The sequence below is a fragment of the Nakamurella multipartita DSM 44233 genome (genome assembly GCF_000024365.1).
GTDB classification, from domain to species: domain Bacteria; phylum Actinomycetota; class Actinomycetes; order Mycobacteriales; family Nakamurellaceae; genus Nakamurella; species Nakamurella multipartita.
The window spans coordinates 3009773-3029301 of sequence record NC_013235.1 but is presented as its reverse complement, the minus strand read 5'-3'; the positions used below and the strand labels follow the sequence as shown (position 1 = coordinate 3029301).

General features: G+C 71.5%; 18 protein-coding genes. 17 read left to right on the top strand and 1 reads right to left on the bottom strand.

Translation table 11 applies throughout. The features are described 5' to 3' along the window. Positions 1-97 precede the first annotated feature (97 nt). The 14 genes from NAMU_RS13645 to NAMU_RS13580 all read left to right on the top strand — a co-directional run bounded on the left by NAMU_RS13645 (position 98) and on the right by NAMU_RS13580 (position 13249). Entirely contained in the window at positions 98-658 is a 561-nt protein-coding gene (locus NAMU_RS13645; protein WP_169312505.1) for an SAF domain-containing protein, read from the top strand. Next, on the top strand, positions 655-1527 hold the full coding sequence (locus NAMU_RS13640; protein WP_015747988.1) for a hypothetical protein: 873 nt from the start codon (positions 655-657) through the stop codon (positions 1525-1527). Before NAMU_RS13645 ends, NAMU_RS13640 begins: the two co-directional genes overlap by 4 nt. After that, complete coding sequence (locus tag NAMU_RS13635) at positions 1524-2882, top strand: CpaF family protein (protein WP_015747987.1); 1359 nt, start codon at positions 1524-1526, stop codon at positions 2880-2882. Before NAMU_RS13640 ends, NAMU_RS13635 begins: the two co-directional genes overlap by 4 nt. Next, the gene (locus NAMU_RS13630) at positions 2879-3787 is read left to right on the top strand and encodes a type II secretion system F family protein (RefSeq protein WP_015747986.1); all 909 of its coding nucleotides are present in this window, start codon (positions 2879-2881) and stop codon (positions 3785-3787) included. Before NAMU_RS13635 ends, NAMU_RS13630 begins: the two co-directional genes overlap by 4 nt. After that, complete coding sequence (locus NAMU_RS13625) at positions 3784-4701, top strand: hypothetical protein (RefSeq protein ID WP_015747985.1); 918 nt, start codon at positions 3784-3786, stop codon at positions 4699-4701. The genes NAMU_RS13630 and NAMU_RS13625 overlap by 4 nt, the downstream gene beginning before the upstream one ends. A gap of 24 nt (positions 4702-4725) precedes the next feature. After that, positions 4726-4953: a hypothetical protein gene (locus tag NAMU_RS29990; RefSeq protein ID WP_041368930.1), complete on the top strand. Its 228-nt coding sequence runs from the start codon at positions 4726-4728 to the stop codon at positions 4951-4953. Next, complete coding sequence (locus NAMU_RS29985) at positions 4950-5384, top strand: TadE/TadG family type IV pilus assembly protein (protein WP_015747983.1); 435 nt, start codon at positions 4950-4952, stop codon at positions 5382-5384. The genes NAMU_RS29990 and NAMU_RS29985 overlap by 4 nt, the downstream gene beginning before the upstream one ends. Further along, positions 5381-5863, top strand: a complete 483-nt coding sequence (locus NAMU_RS13610) for a TadE/TadG family type IV pilus assembly protein (protein WP_015747982.1) — start codon at positions 5381-5383, stop codon at positions 5861-5863. Before NAMU_RS29985 ends, NAMU_RS13610 begins: the two co-directional genes overlap by 4 nt. Further along, positions 5860-6324, top strand: coding sequence for a pilus assembly protein TadG-related protein (locus tag NAMU_RS13605; RefSeq protein ID WP_015747981.1), 465 nt, complete (start codon positions 5860-5862; stop codon positions 6322-6324). Before NAMU_RS13610 ends, NAMU_RS13605 begins: the two co-directional genes overlap by 4 nt. Before the next feature lie 83 nt (positions 6325-6407). Then, on the top strand, positions 6408-9770 hold the full coding sequence (locus NAMU_RS13600) for a LysM peptidoglycan-binding domain-containing protein (RefSeq protein WP_169312504.1): 3363 nt from the start codon (positions 6408-6410) through the stop codon (positions 9768-9770). A 146-nt stretch (positions 9771-9916) separates the two neighbouring features. Next, positions 9917-10486, top strand: a complete 570-nt coding sequence (locus NAMU_RS27445; RefSeq protein ID WP_169312503.1) for a prepilin peptidase — start codon at positions 9917-9919, stop codon at positions 10484-10486. Positions 10487-10617: 131 nt separating this feature from the next. Beyond that, a complete protein-coding gene (locus NAMU_RS13590; RefSeq protein ID WP_015747978.1) occupies positions 10618-11199 on the top strand; it encodes an RNA polymerase sigma factor in 582 nt (193 codons plus the stop codon). Between the two features lie 56 nt (positions 11200-11255). Continuing rightward, the gene (locus NAMU_RS13585; protein WP_015747977.1) at positions 11256-12344 is read left to right on the top strand and encodes a site-specific integrase; all 1089 of its coding nucleotides are present in this window, start codon (positions 11256-11258) and stop codon (positions 12342-12344) included. After that, positions 12341-13249, top strand: coding sequence for a hypothetical protein (locus NAMU_RS13580; protein ID WP_041368928.1), 909 nt, complete (start codon positions 12341-12343; stop codon positions 13247-13249). The genes NAMU_RS13585 and NAMU_RS13580 overlap by 4 nt, the downstream gene beginning before the upstream one ends. Here NAMU_RS13580 and NAMU_RS13575 read toward each other — a convergent pair. Further along, positions 13225-14151 carry a hypothetical protein gene (locus NAMU_RS13575; protein WP_015747975.1) on the bottom strand — a complete coding sequence of 309 codons (927 nt, stop codon included), beginning with the start codon at positions 14149-14151 and terminating at the stop codon, positions 13225-13227. The genes NAMU_RS13580 and NAMU_RS13575 overlap by 25 nt on opposite strands. A 164-nt stretch (positions 14152-14315) precedes the next feature. Between NAMU_RS13575 and NAMU_RS13570 the strand changes: the two genes are divergently transcribed. From NAMU_RS13570 to NAMU_RS13560, 3 genes are all read left to right on the top strand, one after another. Beyond that, entirely contained in the window at positions 14316-14861 is a 546-nt protein-coding gene (locus NAMU_RS13570; RefSeq protein ID WP_015747974.1) for a hypothetical protein, read from the top strand. Between the two features lie 95 nt (positions 14862-14956). Then, positions 14957-19225: a DNA polymerase III subunit alpha gene (locus tag NAMU_RS13565; RefSeq protein WP_015747973.1), complete on the top strand. Its 4269-nt coding sequence runs from the start codon at positions 14957-14959 to the stop codon at positions 19223-19225. A 56-nt stretch (positions 19226-19281) separates the two neighbouring features. After that, a complete protein-coding gene (locus NAMU_RS13560; RefSeq protein WP_015747972.1) occupies positions 19282-19467 on the top strand; it encodes a hypothetical protein in 186 nt (61 codons plus the stop codon). Positions 19468-19529: the final 62 nt, after the last annotated feature.

The following is a 19529-nucleotide window of genomic DNA, read 5'->3' as shown; positions in this document are numbered from 1 at the left end:
AGAGCGGGAGTTCACACTGCCGGCCCTGGGCGCCGCGGACCGGGCGCAGATGCGCACCCCGCTGCCGACGAGGCAGCGTCGGCCGGCGTGGGTCGCAGTGGGGCTGCTGCTGGTGGTGGGTCTGGCTTTGGTGTCCGGGTGGCTATACACGAAGGCCGGGCAGAAAACGCCGGTGGTCGTGGTCAAGTCGGATATCGCGATGGGCGAGGTCATCGAACGGGCGGACCTGTCGACCGTCGAGGTGGCCGGTGGTGTCACCGCGATTGCCGGGGCGAATCTTGATTCCGTCGTCGGCCAGCGGGCGGCGGTCGGTCTGATGACCGGCACTCTCCTGCAGCGTTCCATGCTCACCCAGGACCACTCGATGCCGGACGGGATGGTACAGGTCGGGGTCGCAGTGACCGGCGGTCGCCTCCCCGCCGGTGGCGTCACGACGGGCGACCGTGTGCAGGTGCTGGCCCTGCCGGAGGCCGGGGGAACCGGCACGGCGGCACCGAAGGTGGTGGCCAAGGACGCGGAGATCTTCGCGGCGATGGAGGACCCGACCCGGGCGGGTGGCTTCCTGCTGACCGTGTTGGTTCCGGCGGACGAGGCAGCCGGGGTGGCCGGAGCGAGCGGCTCGGATTCCGCTGTCGTGGTGAAGGTGCCCCGAGAATGATCGTTGCGGTCTGTTCGGACAAGGGGTCGCCGGGTGCGACCACCCTGGCGACGGCGCTGGGCACCGTGTGGCCCGGCGACCGCGCCTTGGTGGATGCGGACACCGCGGGTGGTGACACCCCGTTCCGACTGTGGACGCAGGACCGGGAACACCGGCTGGCGCCGTCGCCGTCGATCGCTCAGTTGGCCGCCGCCGCGCGGCTGGGATTGTCGCCGGCCGGTGCGCTGCCATTCAGCCAGTTGTGCTCGTTGGGTCTTCCGGTGGTGCCGGGGATGTTGTCGGCCGATCGGGCGCTTCCGCTGCGCGGGCTTTGGCCCAGGCTGGCCTCCGAAACGTCGGCCTGGTCGGGGACGGTGATCGCCGACTTGGGGCGCCTGCAGCCGGGCAATCCTTCGGTCGCGATGGCCGCGGCGGCCGAGGCGGTCCTCGTGGTGACCAGGGTGGACCTCGAGGGGCTGGCCAGGCTGCGTGAGCGGGTCGCGGAGTTGGCGGCCGCCGTGGGTGACCCGCGACGGGACCGAACCCCGGTCGGGGTGGTGGTGACGGGCGCGCCGCGGCATCGTTCGTTCGCCCTTCAGCAGGTTCGGCAGGTGCTGCTGTCGATCGGGTCGCCGGTGCAGGTGATCGGCTTCTTCGCGCAGGATCCGGGCGGTGCGCAGGGGCTCTGGGAGGGCCGCTGGACGCGCCGGTTGGCCGGCAGCGACCTGATCCGGTCGGCGCGTTCCGTGGCCGAATCCGTTCTGGCGCAATGGCCGTCGCTGCTGCCTCGTTCCGCGCAGGACGAGGCCGAGCCGGACTCCGAGGTCGGCGGAATCGACGACGAATTGACCCGACGGTGGGGGCCGCGGGCAGAGGTGGGGCGAGGATGACGGCGACATCGGTGTTCGACTATGACGTGGTGCGCCTGCTGCGGGAGCGGGTCGCGGACCGGATGACCCGGACCAAGCAGGAACGGGAGCGGCACGGTAGCCCGGAACTGCGGGGCGCCGACGAGCAACAGTTGGCGCACAGCCTGATCACCAGCGAGGTGCAGCGGTACCTGGCCGATCTGCTCTCCGCCGGCCACGAGCTCCCGACCGACGAGGGATTCGATCTTCGGCTGATCGCGGCGGTCGACGCGGCGATGTACCGGGCGGGCGAACTCCAGGAGCTGTTGGACGACTCGGACATCGAGAACATCGACATCAACGGATCGGACGAGGTTTTCATCACCTTCGGCGACGCCCGGGGCAAGGTCCGCGGCGCGCCCATCGCCGGGTCGGACGACGAACTGATCGGGATCATCCAGAACCTGGCCAGCTACGCCGGGATCAACGCGCGCCCGTTCACCCGCGCCAGCCCGGAACTGGACCTGCGGCTGCCCGACGGGTCGCGCCTGTCGGCGGTCATGGCCGCCTCCGAACGGCCGATCGTCAGTATCCGCCGCAACCGGTTCCCGCAGATGTTCCTGTCAGACCTGGTGGACCTGGGCACGATCGACGAGCGGTTGGCGTGCTTCCTGGAAGCCTGCGTGCGGGCCCGGATGAACATCGTGATCGGCGGGGCGACGGACGCCGGCAAGACCACCCTGCTGCGCGCGCTGATCAATTGCATCGAGCCGGACGAGCGGCTCATCACCGTCGAGCGGGCGCTGGAACTTGGGTTGCGGCGCCATCCCGACCTGCACGCCGACGTCGTCGAACTCGAGGAGGTTCTGCCCGACCCGGACGGCTCCGGTGGACTGACCATCCGGGAACTGGTGCGGCGTACCAGGCGACACAATCCCAGCCGCGTCATCGTCGGCGAGGTCCTGGGGCCTGAGGTCGTTGAGATGCTTTCGGCCATGAGCCAGGGCAACAACGGCAGCCTGTCGACCCTGCACGCCCGCAGCGCCGCAGACGTTTTCAACAAGCTCGCCCAGTATGCCGGGCAGTACGAGCGAGTGGACTTCCCGGTCGCGCAGAGCCTGATCGCCGGCGCCGTCGACTTCGTCGTGTTCATCGGCAAGAACCGTCTGCTGGGCGGGCGACGGTGCGTCACCCAGGTGCTGGAAGTGGCGGGAGCACCGGACGGCCAGGTCGCGTCGTCGACGATCTTCGCGGCCTCACCATTCGACGGTCGAGCGATCCGCGTCGATGACGTCGCGCTCGGTTTGGACCGCGGCGTCGAACTCGCCGACGCCGGCTACGACGACACCGCCGGACACCACTCGTATCCGCCGGTGATCCGCGCGAGGTCCGCATGATCGGGCAGGCATGGCTGCCGGTGCTGCTCGGCGCGGGCATCGGGGCGGGCATCCTGCTGATGGTCGCCGGTTCGATGCGGCGGCCCGTCCGGTCGTCCGATCCGACGTCGTGGTCCAGGTTGTTCGCGGCGATCCGGTCGCCCAGCATGTCCATCCGCGTGGTCGGCGGGGCCCTCGCGGCGATCGGCGTGCTGGCGCTGACGGGTTGGCCGGTGGCTGCGGCCGCGGCGGGTGGACTGATCTGGGCCTGGCCGCGGCTGGTCGGCGGGGTGCAGGCCGAACAACGGCAGATCGCCCGCCTGGACGCACTGGTGGCGTGGACCGAATCGTTGCGCGACACCATCGCCGGTCACCACAGTCTGGAGAACGCTCTGCCGTCCAGCGCGGTGCACGCATCGCCGCTCATCCGACCGGCCCTGCTGCGGTTGGTCGGTCAGATTCGGGCCCGGGTCCCGGTCGATCGGGCGCTGGTGATGTTGGCGGACGAGCTGAACGATCCGTCGGCGGACCTGGTGATCGCCGAACTGGTGCTGTCGGCCAAGCGGCGCGGCGACGGGCTGCAGCAGCGGTTGAGCAGCTTGGCGACGACCGCCCGCGAGGAGCTGGAGATGCGCCGCCGCATCTTTGCCGACCGCGCCGAGATCCGCCGAGGGACGCAGATCATCGTGGTGGTCACTGTTGTCTTCGCGGGGCTGCTGGTGGTGTTCGGCGGCGATTATGTCCGGCCCTACTCGACGCTGTCCGGCCAGGTGGTGTTGGCGATCGTCGTCGGTATCTTCGCGGCGGCGTTCGCGTGGCTGCGCCGGCTTGCCGATCAACGCCCGGTTGCCCGGTTCCTCCAGCGCCCCTCGGGGCCCGCCCACACGTCGGAATCCGACCGGTCAACGGCTGCGGTGGTCAGATGATCACCGCGATGCTCGTCGGCGCCGTCATGGGCGCGTCGCTGTTCGTCCTGCTGCTCCGGCTCGCCGCTCCCCGCACCGCACCGGTCGTCGAACTCGCGCTGCTCGACGCCCGGCACGCCGTCAGCGCCGATGTCGAACCCGTTGCTTTCGACCGGCTCGCCGGCGGGTGGGACAGCCTCGCGGGTCGTGTCGGCGAGTGGTTCGCTTTGCGGTCCGATCGTCTGGGCGTCGGTTACGCCGCCCTTCGGCAGGACTTGGCGATCACCGCCGGAAGCCTGCCGGTGGTGCTGGGTCGAAAGCTGATCCTGGCGGTGGCCGGCCCGGTCCTGGGCGTAGGCCTCACGGTGGTGGCCTCCGGCTGGGCCGGATTCCACATTCCGGCGGGGTCAATGGTCGCTGCCGCGATCGCCTGCGCGGCAATCGGCTTCTTCATCCCTGACCTCCGGATCCGGCGGGAGGCGCATGGCCGCCGGGTCGAGTTCCGTCACGCGCTGGGCGCGTATCTGGACCTGACGTCCCTGGAGATGGCCGGATCAGCGGCGCCGGCCGAGGCCCTGCCCACGGCCGCACGGGTCGGCGCCAGCTGGCCGTTCCTGCTGATCCGGGACACCCTGTACCGGGCGGCCAGAGGCGGCCGTTCACCGTGGGTCGCACTGTCGGATCTCGGCTCCAGAATCGGTGTCCCGGAACTGCGGGATCTGGGCGGCATGATCGAACTGGTCGCCCACGACGGCGCGCGGGTGCGGTCGACCCTGGCCGCCCGCGCGCAGACCATGCGGCGGCGGGAATTGGCCGATCTGCAGGGAAACGCCGGCAAGGCAGACCAGAGCATGCGACTCGCGCAGATCCTCGTCGCATTCGGCTTCATCATCTTCATCGGATATCCGGCATTCGCCGTGATCCTCAATTCATGACTCGACCAAGAAATCCAGAAGGGCATGACGAAGGGAAACACCATGGTCCAAGAGAAAATCGATCGCGCCTACGCCTGGCTCGTCGCGCACATGGTGGCACTGCGCGCGGACAGCGCGGAGGAACGCGACCGAGGCGCCGTTTCCATGGAGACCGCGGTGATCTGGGGAGTCGTATTGGTGATTGCGGTCGGCGTCGGCCTGCTCCTGAAGGACTGGGTCTTCGGGAAGGTCAACGACGTCGTTCTCCAGTGATCCGGCCGGTGAAATCCCCGTGGGGGCCACGACCGCAAACCGGACGTCGGCACAACGACGGGGACCGAGGCTCCGCCTCCCTGGATGCAGTTGTCATTCTCCCGCTGGTGGTCGTTCTGACCCTGCTCGTGGTCCAGTTCGTCATGGTCTGGCACGGCCGGCACCTTGCCCAGGCGGCCGCCCAGTCCGCTGCCCGGACCGCCGCGGCGTACCAGAGCACGGCAGCTGCGGGCCAGTCGGCTGGAGCCGGGTACATCGCGGTGGTGGCGCCCCGACTGTTGCCCCGCGCTTCGGTCCACGTGGACCGCGGGGGCACGCAGGCGGCCGCGTCGGTTCACGCCGAGGTGCTTACCATCGTGCCGTTCGCCACCTTCACAGTCGACGAACAAGCAACCAGTCCGGTCGAGGCGTTCACCCCGGCGACGCCATGACCCCCACCGGCACCGGGTGGTTGCGGCCCGACGGCTGGCGCGGCGGCGCGCCGCCGCATCGAGACCGCGGTTCGGCATCGTTGGAACTGTGCGTCCTTGCGTCCCTGCTCGTCGCGCTGGTGCTGTTGGTCGTCGCGTTCGGTCGGATCGGGCATGGGCGTCAACTCGTTCAAGCGGCCGCCGGATCGGCCGCGAGGTCCGCTTCATTGGCCGCATCACCGGCCGGAGCCGCCGACCGGGCCCAGGCGGCGGCAACCGCTTCCCTCGCCGATGCCGGACTGTCCTGCGGGTCGGTGGAAACGGTCGTCGACACCGCGGCGTTCCGCGCCGGCGGGCAGGTGACCGTCACCGTCTCGTGCACCGCCGACCTATCGTCGTTGGCGATCCCCGGGCTCCCCGGCGACATCACGCTGACCCGGGCCGCAACCGCGCCCCTGGAGACCTATCGGCAGTACACCGTCACCGGAACCGAGCCATGAGGAAGGTCGACACGCCGTTGGATGCCGCCGGCGCCGACGATGCCGACGATGCCGACCGAGGTTCGGTGACCGCCTGGCTGCTCGGCACCGTCGTGGCGCTACTGGTGCTCGCCGGACTGGTGCTGGACGGCGGGACAGCCCTGGCGGCGCGTGGTCGCGCCGCCGACTCCGCGGCCCAGGCCGCGCGGGCCGGCGCCGACGCGTTGGATCAGTCCTCCCTGCGGTCGACGTCCCCGAGCGGCTTCACCGCGAACCCGGCGCAGGCGCGCGCGGCGGCCAACCGGGTCCTGGCCGCGGCCGGGGTGTCCGGCGAGGTCCAGATCTCCGGCGCGCAGGTCACGGTGACGGCCCGGGCCACCGACAGAACCGCCGTGCTGACCCTGATCGGGATCGACGAAGTCGGCGGCGAAGCCAGTGCCACGGCCATCCCCCTGCACGGCATGACCACTGGAGCACCCTGAGGATGCGCACATCACACCGGCCCGCACCCGTCAGTTCCTGGCGGACCCGCCCACCGAACCTGCTGCAGCGGATCGGACGTTCCGTGATCTCAGCCACGGTCGCGCTGGCGCTGCTATGCGGCCTGCCGTGGCTCCTGGTGGCCGCCGTCGGCAACCCGCTGCGCCATTGGCCGGACCTGGTCGCCGGGGACATCAGCAACCAGGTGATCCTGGCCGCCCTGGCGTGCCTCGCCTGGATCCTGTGGGCCCAGTTCGCCGTGGCGTTCCTGGTCGAGCTGGCCTCGGCGATCCGCCGAACACCGATGCCCGCCCGCATCCCCGCGGTGCTGGCCTCGCAACAGTGGCTCGCCCGAGCCCTGGTCAACGGTGTCCTGCTGCTCCTGCCGGTGACCGTCAGCTCCGTCGCCCCCGCCGGGCAGGCGCTCGCGATGACCGCGGCCCTGCCGTCCACGCCGGCTTCGAGCATCGCACCGGCCGATCGGGGCGGGCCGACGACCCCATCGTCGGCGGTCGCCACCGTCGTTGTCGCCGCGGACGGTGCGCGGACCTGGTGGGACCTCGCCGAACGGCACCTCGGCGACGGTGCGGCGTGGCGGGACCTCTGGACGCTCAACGCCGGACGAACGCAGCCCGACGGAACCACGCTGACATCCGAACGCATCATGCTGCGCCCCGGTTGGACCGTGCTCGTCCCCGCCGATCCGGGCGCCCCGCTCCCGCCCCCTCCGGGCGACGAGACCGAGACGGCCCCGACTCAGGTGGTGGTCCGACCGGGCGACACGCTGACCCGGATCGCCGCCGAGCACGACAGTGGCGACTGGACCGAACTCTGGCAGGCGAACGAGGGACGCAGCCAGCCCGGCGGCGAAGTCTTCACCGACCCCGATCTGATCGAACCCGGCTGGGTCATCACGATCCCGACGAGCGGCACTGCTGACGGGGTCACCCGGCCGACCGTCACCGTTCGGTCCGGGGACACCCTCTCGCGGATCGCCGCCGACCATGGCATCACCGTCGACAAACTGTTGGCTGCCAACATCGGCGTCGCCCAGCCGGACGGGGATGCCCTCACCGACCCGGACCTGATCCACGTCGGCTGGGAGTTGGCCCTTCCCGATCCCGCAGACGTCCCTCCACCTGCACAAACGGAGCCGGCCGGACCGACCGGCGGCGGCGAGGGCCCGTCCGCTGACACCCATGAGCCGCCCACTGACACCTCTCCCCCCACCTCCGGCGCTCCGTCAGCGTCGGCACCCGCGCCCGCTGACATCCCTCCGGCTCCGCCGACATCCGACCCCAGCACCGAGCAGCCAGCTGCAACACCGGCCGCGGAACCCGAACGCGGCGAGGTTGACGGCGACTCGGCCACCACCACCCCACCGGCCGTTCCGATCGCGGCGTTCGCCGGAGCCGGCGGGGTGCTCGCGGCACTGGCCCTGGCCACCCTGATCGGCTACCGGCGACGCCAGTTCCGGCATCGGCGACCCGGGCATGCGCCCTCCGCGACACCCGACGACCTGGTCGCGATGGAACGCGCACTCCTCGCCGCCGGATCAGCCGCCGCACCTGACGCGGAATTCCTGCACCACGCGCTGCACGGCATCGCCCACCTGTCCGCGGCCGGAGATTCACCGCCGCCCGACGTCGCCGCCGCCGTACTGACCGACCGCGACCTGACGCTGCTGCTGCACACCCCACGAGCCGATGCCGCCGGAGCATGGGTCGGCAGCAATGACGGCCACCGCTGGACCTTGCAGCGAACCGACCCGACCGGCTACCAGCCGGCGCGCCGCGGATGGCTCGCCCCGCCCTACCCCACGCTCGTCACCGTCGGCTCCACACCGGCCGGTGAGCACTGGCTGATCGACCTGGAACGAGCCGGCGCCCTGACCGTGTCGGGCGACCGGAAAACGGCGCTTGGGCTGGCCCGCTCGATGGTCGCCGAACTCGCCCACAATTCGTGGTCCGAGTCGGTGGAGGTGACCATGACGGGCTTCGGTCGGGAACTGGCCGCGATGCACCCGGAACGTCTCACCCACCTGGACAGTGCGGCGACGGCGTTCGCCCGGCTGCGTCGGCACCGCGACGCCACGGCTGACGCGATGCAGGCGACGGGGACGGACGTCCTCACCGGGCGAAACAGCGGCGTCGCCGGCGACGCCTGGAACTCGCAGGTCCTGCTGGTCGCGGCACCGGACGCCGCCACCGGTGCCGAATCGGTGGATCTGGGGCGGGAGCCCGCACGATCGACCGTCGCCGTCGTGACCGTCGGCGAGGCCACCGGAACTGCCTCCCGCCCCCGATGGGAGCTGCGCGTCACCGAAGACGGACTGCTGAGCATTCCCGCACTGGGCGCCACCCTCATCGCACAACAGATCCCGGAGGCCGAAGCGGATCGGCTCGCCCGGCTGCTGTCCTTCGCCGCCGATCCCACCCCGGTCGGCGACCCACACGAGGACGGCCGGGTTCACCTGCGCGGCAACTCTGGCCCGAAGGAGATCGCGCGACCCGGCTCGCTGCTGGCGGAGCCCGACTCCACCTACCTGGCGACGACGGCGACCACTACGCGGGACCTACAGTGCCTGGCACCGGCGGTGTCATCGCAGCATCGGAAACGCGCCGAAGCCGCCGACACCAGCCTCGACGCGGACTTTGCTGCCTGGCACGACCCGGACACCCCACGGCCCCGCATCGCCCTGTTCGGTGGCCCGACGGTGCGGGTCGGCAACGCGCGATTCTCGGCGTTCAACGTCGAGATCGCGGCGTACCTGGCCACCCGAACCGCGGGCGTCGGTATCGACCGCTACGCCAGCGACCTGTGGCCGACCGAGCCCGACATCGTCAGCCAGACGACCGTCCGGTCCAAGGTCCGCACCAGTCTGAGCCAGTTCCGCAAGCTTCTTGGTACGGACCCGGTCACCGGTGAGGACTACCTGCCCCGCAACACCGGTAAGGCGGCCGCCGAGTACCGGCTGAGCCCGGCCGTGCTGGTGGACGTCGACCTGTTCGACCGGCTCCGCGTCCGCGGCCAGGTCCGGGGCCCGAACGGCCTGACCGACCTGCACGCTGCCCTCGAACTGGTCACCGGCCCGCCGCTGGCGGCGCGCCGCCCCGGCGGGTACGGGTGGCTGGCCGACACCCCGATCGATCACCACCTGTCGGCGGCGGTCGTCGACCTGGCCCACCTGGTCGCAACCCACCACCTCGCCCACGGCGAACCGGAGGAGGCCGCGGCCGCCGCGCAAACCGCGCTGCGGGCCGGATCGAGCGAGGACACCCCGCTGCTCGACCTGGTGGCGGTGTGCCATGCCCAGGGTCAGGTCGCCCAGGCCGACGTCTACATCCGACGGATCATGGCCAACCACGGGGCGGACGTCGAAGAAGACCTGCCGCCCCGCACCTACGAGGTCCTGCTGCGCCGTCAGTGGTTGCCGCCCGCCGCATGACCTCGGGCCTGGCCTCCGCACTGACCGCCGCGGCCGCGGCCGTCGCGGTCAGCCCGGTCCTGGCGTCATGGTCGGCGGCGTTGACCGGCCCGACCACGACAGCCTGGTGGCGCCTGCGATCGGTGACCCGACGCCGGTCGCTGATCGTGACGATCACCGCCGTCGCCCTGACCGCCCTGGCCTCGGCGGGGCGGCCGGCGCTCGCGTGGTGGTTGTTCGCTGCGGGCGGGGCTGTCCTGAGCGTCGTCGACGGTCAGATCCACCGGCTGCCCGCCCGACTGACCTATCCCCACGCCGTCGCCGTCGCGTTGACCGTGTCCGCCGTGGTCGACCGGAACCCCGGCCTGTTGCTGAGCGCAGCGGCGGCTGCGGTCGTGGTCGGCGGCGGCTACCTGGTGATCCGGTTCGTCACGCCTTCGGCGCTCGGCCAGGGTGACGTGCGGGCCGCCGCGCTCGCCGCGTCGATGGTGGGACCGCTGGGCTGGACAGCGGTGGCCCAGGCGCAGGTCATGACCCTGTTGTTGACCATCGTCACCGCGATCGTCCTGAGCCGCGTACCGATCGACGCAGCGGTGGCCCGAACCCGGGCAGGTGCCCATGGGCCCGGCGATCTTCGGCGGAGCCGTCGCCATCCTCTGGTTCTGACACCTCCGGGTTGGGATTCCCCACGAGCAAGGGCTGGGCCGACTCCGGCGGTCAGTCTCCTGGGACTTTGACAGCCTCCGGGGGCACCGGCCCGGGTCGGCCGCTGACATGCCAGCGGACCGTCAGCGCCGCGGCGGGTCGCGCTGACTGACCTCCTGCTGACACCGGACGGAAAGCCTGCATTTCGTCGGGTGGATGGCGAATGGAGACGGGCGTGGCACGCAACGGGCAGCACCAATCAGCGACTGCGGACATCGGTGATTCGGCGACCGAACTGGCGGAGGCATTTCGCCGGCACCATCGGACATTGCGTCGGTATGCCGCGACGTTCCGGGTTCCGGGAATGACCGCGGACGATCTCGTCGCCGAGGCCGCCCTTCGAATTCTGAAGTCGCCGACCCGGGATTCCATTCACCATCAGGTCGGATACCTGCGGACGGTCATCCGCAATGTTGCGATCGAACGGTCCGCCCGGGAAAGGCCGCTGGTGTTCGTCCCCGACACCCGGATCCTCGAACGCGGCATTTCGACGCCTGACGACGACTCGGGTGCGCCGACGGAGGAGATCAGGGCCGCCTTCCGGTCCCTGCCCCCGCGGTGGCGACTCGTCCTGTTCCGGCTGATCGTGGCCGGCGACCCGATCCACGAGCTGGCGTCGGAACTGCAGCTCAGCCCCAACGCGCTCCGTTCCCTGGCGCATCGGGCGCGCATTGGGCTACGCGACGCCCTGGTTCATGCGGGACCCGGGTCGCCCGCCAAGTGGGCCACGGCGTGCGGACGATGAGATGGCCGCCGACGCGGACCGCTCTGGGTGTCCGACCGCACTGGCAGGATCGATGCGTGCAGCCCGCCGCCGGATCGAGTGCCGCGAACGAGATGCGGTTGCCGGTCCTCGCGGGCGACGACCCCTTCGCGGTCGCCGACGCCTACCGGCGGGCCGCGCTGTCCGGGGCCACGATGAGCGCCTACCGGACCGACTGGTCACACTTCGCCGACCGGTGCGCCGTCGCCGCGCACCGGCCGTTGCCCGCCGATCCGGATGTGGTCGGCGCCTACCTGGCCCACCTGGGCCGCGCCGGCAGTTCGGCGTCCACCCTGGGGCGTCGGCTCGCGGCGATCAACAAGGTTCACCAGTGGGCCGGGCTCCCGCGGCCGGGGGTGAATCCGGCGGTCACCCTTGTCATGGAAGGGTTCCGGCGCAGCGACGAACGTCCCGTGCGGCGCATGGCGCCGCTGCTGCTGGCCGACCTGACTCGGATGTTGTCGGCGCTGGACACCGACTCCAGCCCGCAGGGCGCACTGGGCCGCCGCGACCGGGTCCTGCTGCTGTTCGGGTGGGCGCTGGCGTGCCGCCGCGGCGAACTGACCGCCCTGCGCATCACCGACGTCACCCCGACCGCCGGCGGCCTGGCGATCCGCATCCGCCGCTCCAAGACCGACCAGCGCGGCCGCGGCCTGACCAAGGGCCTCCCATGCGGCCGGACACCCCTGACCTGTCCGGTGTGCGCGTACTGCGACTGGCGCCGCCTGAGCGACGCCGCCGACCGCCGGGGACGCGTCGGGGTGCTGGCCGCCCTGGAACGACACGCCACATCGACCGACCATGATCATGACCTGCCGGCCGACGACGACCTCGACGCCGACCGGCCCGTGCTGCGCGGTGTCCGGGCCGGCGGGCACCTGACCGGCGCCGTCACCGGGCACGCGGTGAACCTGGTCGTCAAACGACGGCTGCCCGACGACCTCGATCCCGCCCGGTTCGGGGCGCACTCACTGCGGGCCGGGTTCATCACCGAGGCGGCCCGGCGCGGCGCGACCGGCCGGGAGATCAGGCGCCAGACCGGCCAGAGCAGTGACCGGGTGGTGGAGATCTACATCCGCGAGAACGACCCGTTGGCCGGGAATGCGGTCACCGCGGTGGGGTTGTGACCGGCCAGATGCCGGACTCGCAGCCTGCCGAGCGGTGGTCACACGATCCCGGGTGGCGGCTGTTCCGGGACTGGTGCTTGGCCACCGGCCGCACCCCGCTGCCCGCCGACCGGACGACGATCGCCGAGTTCCTGCGCCGTTTCCCGGCCGCACCGGCCACCCTGACCCGGCGACGGCAGGCCATCAGCCGAGCGCACCGGCGCTGCGGCCATCCCGACCCCATCCGGCAGGAGCCGAGTGCGCCCGAGCCCGATCCCCGGCTACCGGCGTTCCTGCGCGACGCGGTGGTGCGGGGCTGGCCGGCGGCCGTGTCGGGTCGTCGGGACGCGTTCCTGGCGGTGCTGCGCTGGCACACCGGCATGTCCCGGCCGGAGCTGGCCGTCCTCGACGGCGACGGTGTGCGCCGGGCCCTGGCCCTCACGGTCCCGGGGGAGGAGCCGGGTGAATGCCCGCGGTGCGGCCTGACCAGGTGGCTGCGGCTGCTCGCCGTGGCACAGCGGCACGGTTGGGGGCAGGTGCGCCGGCAACTCGCCGGGCAGTTCCCGGGCGTCGCCGCCACCGAAGCCCTGCACGACTGCACGCGACCTTTGCGCGAGACCTGGCCGCGGATGCCGTTGCTGCCGGCGATCGACCGGCACGGCAACGTCGAGGCCACTGGGCCGATCAGCGGCCGGGCGATCACCGCCACCGCTCGCCGCATCAACCTCGCGGAGGCCGACCACCGCACCCCGTCGGCTGCGCCGCGGCCGCCGACCGACCCGCCGTGCCCTGTGCCCTGGGATCGGGCCGCGAGCGTGCGGGACATGCATTGGCTCGACGATCGTCTGGACGACCTGGACCGGCGCATCGCCGACCTGGACCGGGCGATCACCACCCTCGCCTACGACGGGCCGAAGGTTGGCTGAACGGGCGGCTGGGCCTCGGCGATCTGCCGCAGGATCGGCCAGTAGGTGTCCCTGATCTCCGAGAGCCGATTCGCCATCTCCCCCACCGGGCCGAGGATCAGCGCCTGTTTGTCCTCGCCCGCCCGCTCGACCCGTCCGTGCACGGCCGACCACCACGACATCTCCGGCTCGGTGTCGGGCGGCAAGGCCCGGAAGTACAGCCGGCCGAGTTGCGCCACCGTGGATGCGCTCAGGTAGGCGGACCGGTCGGAATCACAGTCGACGATCGAGTCGCAGTCCGCCAGCAGGCAACTGGACGCGTCGGCCCAACAGATCGCCCGGATCGCGGCCAACCCGGTGAGTGCGTAGTTGATCGCCCAGTCCTGGTTGCCGTAGGCGACCTCGGCCTCGAGCAGGAACTCGCTCAGGTCGATGCCGTCGAGCAGATCGTCGGGACCGCCGGCCAGCCAGGCCGACACCCGGGCGACGTCGGCCGCATCGTCGACGTCCAGGCCGACCAGCGCGAGAACGTCGAGCCATCCGGTGTGCTCGTCGTACAACCCGGCCACCGTCATCTCGGCCAGGACCCGGACCGCGTACAGGTCGTCGTCCTCCATAACCTCGCCGTGCTCGCCGGTGATCATGTACCGGCCCTGCAGCCGCGGCGGCAGCCACAGCAACGGATGCCACATCGCCGCCGGGTTGAGCCCCTCCCATCGGCGCCGGGTGAAACCCTGCGCCGGATACACCGGCAAGGGACATCCCGCGACGGGCGGCTGGATCAGGTGGCTGTCCGGGATCCCCCAGTAGCCCTGGGCCTGGCCGTACCGCAAAGCCGACTGCAGCGGGTCGGTCCCGCCGACCAACGGTTCGCCCGGGTCGGTCAGGAAACGCCGCCGGAGCGGCTCAACGGTTGCGGTCACAGGTTCTCATCCTCGTTGTCCGGTGGGCATTCTCGCGTCGTGCTGCGCCAGGGTGTCGGGTCGATCCGTCGCCGGCGAACAGTCGCAAACCGACCGCCGGCCGATGCCGGGGCGGTCGAGCGGACCGGCAGCACCGGTTGACCGGCGGCCGGCATAGACACGGCATGACCAACCGACACAAGCGCATGGGCGACAAGGCCGAACGGGAAGGTTTCGCCGTGCTGCAGGCGCTGGCCTCCGATCTGCTGATGCCGGGCGCCGGGCGCGAGTTCGGTGCCGGGCGGGCCGTCGACGTCGGCGATCTGAAGGCCTTTCCCGATGTGGCCGTGCAGGTCCGGCGCCGCGCCAACCTCTGGCAGGCGATTCACACGGCCGCCGCCGACGCAATGGTGCAGGCGGCCAACCGGCAGGTTCCGCACGCGTTGGGCATGGTGCCCCTGATGGGGGCTCGTTGCCCGTCGGTGCGCTGGCTCGCGGCCTGCCGATGCTGGCCGATGCCGTTGGAACCCGACGAGTTCGTCGTCACCGGGTCGGCGATGGCCGCCGCCCGCCACGCCCGGGACGATCTGTTGGCCGGGCCCCGCGAGAGTCGGGTGGCCCTGGCCTGCCGGCACGGGCACCCGGACGTGTTCGTCGCGCCGATCGAGGCGTGGCTGCACGCCTACCGGCGGGCGATCCGAACCGCCACCCCACCGGCCCGCGTCGGCTGACGTCGCCGACCCGCAGGTGGCGCCGTCGGCGCCGCGCATGAACTCGATGTGCCGGCGCCAGCGTCGCACTCGCTCAGCAGGGAGGATCCCGACCGGTGACCGACGTTCGCGACGAGTTCGTCCACCTGCACGTGCATGGTGAACACTCGCACCAGGACGGGATCTCGCGGGCCGACGACCTGGTTGAAGCGGCGGTCCGGCATGGGCAGCCGGCGCTGGCGTTGACCGACCACGGTTCGATCGGCGGGGCCTGGCGCTTCGGCCAGGCCGCCGCGCAGGCCGGCATCAAACCGATCATCGGCGTCGAGGCCTACCTGGCGATCGGTGACCGCGCCCTGCGTGGCTCCCGGCCGGTGCCCCGGGATCTGCTCGGCGCCGACGGCGGTGGAGCCGGCGCGGACGCCGAAGTGGGTTTCAAGAAGCAGACCTACGAGCATCTCACCGTGCTGGCGGCCACCGGTGAGGGTTTCGGCAACCTGTCCCGGCTCACCGCCGACGCATCCCGGCACGTCTACCACCGCCCGCGCATGGACTACACCTCACTGGCCGCGCATTCCGCGGGTCTGATCGGGCTGACCGGGTGTGTGTCGGGCCCGGTCGCCGGGGCGCTGCTGCGGGACGGCACCCGCCAACCCGACGGCACCGTGTTCGACGGCCGGGCCGCCGCCAAGCAGGCCATCATCACCCTGCGGGACATCTTCGGCCGGGACCGGCTGTTCGTCGAGGTCATGGACCACGGCATCGCCGCCGAACGACGGGTCACCGAGCAGCTGTTCGACCTCGCCCGCCGCGCCGGCCTGAAGACCTTGTTCACCAACGACTCCCACTACACCAACGCCGACGACGCGCCCCTGCACGACCTGTGGTTGTGCATCGGCGAAACCACCCGACAAGGAGCGGGCAAACCACCGTTCAAGATCACCGACACGAACCGGTGGCGGTTCACCGGCACCGGATACCACCTGCGATCGACCGCCGAGATGTACGCGCTGGCCGGCGGCGACGACCGGGCGGTGCGGGCACTGCGGAACACGCTGCTGGTCGCCGACATGATCGAGGACCGGGTGCTGCCCGAGTCGAGGATCCGGCTGCCCCGCTACGACCGGCTCGGCGCCTTCACCTGCGCCGCCGAACTGCTCCGGTCCCTGGTCGACGACGGAGCCGGTGAGCGGTGGGGAGCCGACTGGCGCGCCGCGCGCCCCGACGTCGCCAACCGCATCGACCACGAACTGGCCGTCATCAACCAGCTGGGTTTCGTCGACTACTTCCTCATCGTCCGAGAGGCCCTGTACGCCGCCCGCGGCGCCGGGTATCGCACCGGTCCCGGACGCGGCTCGGCCGCAGGATCCGCCGTCAGCTACGCACTGCGCATCGTGGACGTCGACCCGTTGGCCAACGGGCTGCTCTTCGAACGATTCCTGGATCCTACCCGGGCCGAGATGCCCGACATCGACTCGGATCTGGACCGCGCCGGGCAGCAATGGGTGTTCCGGTACCTGTCCGAACGGTGGGGCGCCGACCGCGTCGCACGGATCGGCGCGCCCGGCTACACCCGGGCCCGCGCGTCGATCCGGGACGCGGCCCGCGCCATCGTCCCCGGACACGCGGCGATCCAGGTCGGCAACCAGCTCGCCGCCAAGGTCCCACCGACCGCGCCGACCCTGGCCGGCCTGATCGACCCCACCAATCCCGACGGCGAAGCTCTGCGGGCGGCCGTGCCCACGGACCCGGACCATCAAGCGGTCCTCGACAGCGCCGTCGGCATCGAAGGCCTGGTCAAGCAGGCCGGCGTGCACGCCTGCGGCGTCGTCGTCTCCTCCGAACCACTCCCGCCGCTGGTGCCGCTGCGGCAGGTCACCGCGGACGACGGCCAGCCCATCTGGGTGACCGACTGGGACGTGCACGACCTGGCCGACCTGGGCCTGGTCAAGATCGACTTTCTCGGGCTGCGCACCCTCGACGTCATCGACGCCGCCGTCGCCCAGATCCGGGCCTCCACCGGCACCGACATCGACCCGGAACACCTCGCCGACGAGCCGGGCGACCCGCGGGCCGAAGCGGTGTGGACCATGCTCGGCGCCGGGCGGACCTCCGGGGTGTTCCAACTCGAGTCGGCCTCAATGGCCGGCCTGTGCGAACGGGCCCGCCCCCGCTCGATCGACGACCTCTCCGCGATCCTGGCCCTCTGGCGCCCCGGACCGATCAGCGCCGGCTTCCCCGACCTGTTCGCCGCTAGGCAGACCGGCGCGGACACCGTCGACTACTCGATCTTCACCACCGATCCCGCCGAGGAACGGGCGCTGCGGACGGTGCTGGACACCACCCAGGGCCTGATCGTCTACCAAGAACAGATCATGCAGATCGGTGCCCTGGTCGCTGGTTTCGGCCCCACCCTGACCTCGAAGCTGCGCAAGGCCGTGTCCAAGAAGGACGCGGCCGCGATGACCGAGATCGGCGAGCGATTCCTGGTCGGCGCCGCCCGCGACGTCACCGACGACGGCGCCGCCAAACAGCCGTTCGCGCGGTCCACCGCCCGGGCCCTGTGGGCCGGCATCAAGGGCGCCGGCGCCTACTCGTTCAACAAGTCCCACAGCCGCGCCTACGCCGAACTGACCTGGCAGACCGCGTGGCTCAAGGCGTCCTACCTGCCCCAGTTCGCCGCCGCCCTGCTGGCCTGCACCGACTCCGCCGACAAGCGGGCGGCCGCGCTCATGGACCTGCGATCCGAGCAGGTCACCGTCCTGGGCCCGTCGGTCAATCACGGTGCCGACGTGACGTCCTGCGATCGTCACGGTGTCGTGCGTCTGGGTCTGTCCGAGATCGCCGGTGTCGGCTCCGCGGGTGCGGCGATCGTCCGGGAACGGACGCACGGCGGCGACTACACCGACCTGCACAACCTGTACCGGAGGGTCCGGGTGCCGGACGCCGCCGGCAGCGGCGACACCCGGCCGCTGTCCGCGTCCACGCTGCTGGCCCTCGTCGAATCCGGCGCCCTGGACCAGTTCGGGCCCCGCATGGGACTCGCCGCACTGATCGGATCGGTCAAGTCACCCGACCCGGTGCCCGTCCCGGACATGGAATGGCCCACCCTCGAACGGTCCATCCGCGAGCGCAGGGTCCTCGGCACCGCCTTGTCCAGCAATCCACTACGGGCCGCCAAGGAGACCGTGCACGCCTGGCGCACCCCCGACTTCCAGCGCAGACCGACGCCCGTGCACAAGGTCCCGGCCGCCGACGGCGCTGACATCCTCACCCTGGGCGTCCTGGCCAGCATTGACGTCAGGATCTCCGCCGGCCGCGAACGCGCGGGGATCGTGATCGAAGGCAGCCGATCCCAACTCGCCGGCATCATCTGGCCCACCCAGTACGCACAGATCACCTCGGGGCGCGGCATCCCGCCGATCGGCTCGATCGTCGCAGTCCGCGGACGCGTCCGCATGGTCGAGGCGCAGCGTCACGCCGACCCGCGGTCAGACACCGCCACCTCCGACGACCCCACGGCCGATGCGGCGGTCACCGACCTCCGCAAGGAACTCACCGTCTACGACCTGTGGACGGTGCAGATGCCGGACGACACCAGACCGCTGCCCCCGGCCCGGACCCTGATGTCCATCCTGACGGCCGCACCCATCACCGTCGCCGAGCCCGCCGTCGATTCCCTTCCGGACGCCGCAGACCGCGGAGCGGACAGCGATGCCGGCACCGCCGACGAAACACAGGACGAACCATCAGGCCGGGCCATCGCTTGCCCAACCCCGGTGACCGGCCGCCGCGACGGCCCCGACGCATCCACCGTCGGCCGGCGCGATTCGCACCTGGTGGTGGTCGTCGACGGCGGCCGCCCGGACGACCCCCCGGGCCCGTCCATAGCAGCAACGGATCAGGACCTGCGGGTCGATGTGCTCTGCGTGCGCAGCGGCCGGGGACTGCCCGTCGACGACCTCGCCACGATGGCCCTGCTCACCGGACAGAGCTTCGGCCATCTGGTGTCCGGGCCGGCGAAAAAGGGTGTGCAGATGGCGATCGCGGCCGCGCCCACCTGGACGCGCACCGCTGTGCTGCGTTCTCGGGATGGCGCCGACCGGCTCACGATCGTCGTCGTCCCCCGCGACTGGCGGCCCGGGCTGGCCACCGGCATCACCCTGACCGCCCGAGGAGCCCACCTGCCCGGGGTGCAGGCGCTCGTCGCCTGCACCCGACCGGTCCAGGCCGACCCGATCGACGTCGCGCGGCTGCGAGCACCCGGTCTGCTCCCCGTCTTCGACCTGCCCGTCGGCACCGTCGACCGAGCCGCGGAGACGGCCTTCTCACAGGCCTTCGGCAAGGCGCCGTCGACCGGGCTGCCCGCCGGCGGGGTCGCGTAGGCCAGGGTCCTCGCAGCCACCTCGGGCGGTCGGACCGGGCCGCACACGAGGACGGCATGACCAACCGGCCCGAACACCTGAGCTGGCACGAGTGCGCGGCCCTCGTCGGTGAACGGGTCGAGTTCGCTGCGTCGACCGGTCGGCGGACTGTGGTGATCGCCGATGTGCTGCCCGGACAGTGCGTCCTCGTTCAGGACGGCGAGCTCGGACCCCGTGCGGTCCATCCTTCCGAACTCATCTGATCGGCAACCGAGGCCGGCCGGTCACCTCGACCGGTCGGGCAGCCAACGGCATAGGACAGACG

Coding starts and splice junctions, on each gene's coding strand:
- NAMU_RS13640 (WP_015747988.1), top strand. CDS start 655: ATGATCGTTGCGGTCTGTTCGGACAAGGGGTCGCCGGGTGCGACCACC.
- NAMU_RS13635 (WP_015747987.1), top strand. CDS start 1,524: ATGACGGCGACATCGGTGTTCGACTATGACGTGGTGCGCCTGCTGCGG.
- NAMU_RS13630 (WP_015747986.1), top strand. CDS start 2,879: ATGATCGGGCAGGCATGGCTGCCGGTGCTGCTCGGCGCGGGCATCGGG.
- NAMU_RS13625 (WP_015747985.1), top strand. CDS start 3,784: ATGATCACCGCGATGCTCGTCGGCGCCGTCATGGGCGCGTCGCTGTTC.
- NAMU_RS29990 (WP_041368930.1), top strand. CDS start 4,726: ATGACGAAGGGAAACACCATGGTCCAAGAGAAAATCGATCGCGCCTAC.
- NAMU_RS13610 (WP_015747982.1), top strand. CDS start 5,381: ATGACCCCCACCGGCACCGGGTGGTTGCGGCCCGACGGCTGGCGCGGC.
- NAMU_RS13605 (WP_015747981.1), top strand. CDS start 5,860: ATGAGGAAGGTCGACACGCCGTTGGATGCCGCCGGCGCCGACGATGCC.
- NAMU_RS13590 (WP_015747978.1), top strand. CDS start 10,618: ATGGAGACGGGCGTGGCACGCAACGGGCAGCACCAATCAGCGACTGCG.
- NAMU_RS13570 (WP_015747974.1), top strand. CDS start 14,316: ATGACCAACCGACACAAGCGCATGGGCGACAAGGCCGAACGGGAAGGT.
- NAMU_RS13560 (WP_015747972.1), top strand. CDS start 19,282: ATGACCAACCGGCCCGAACACCTGAGCTGGCACGAGTGCGCGGCCCTC.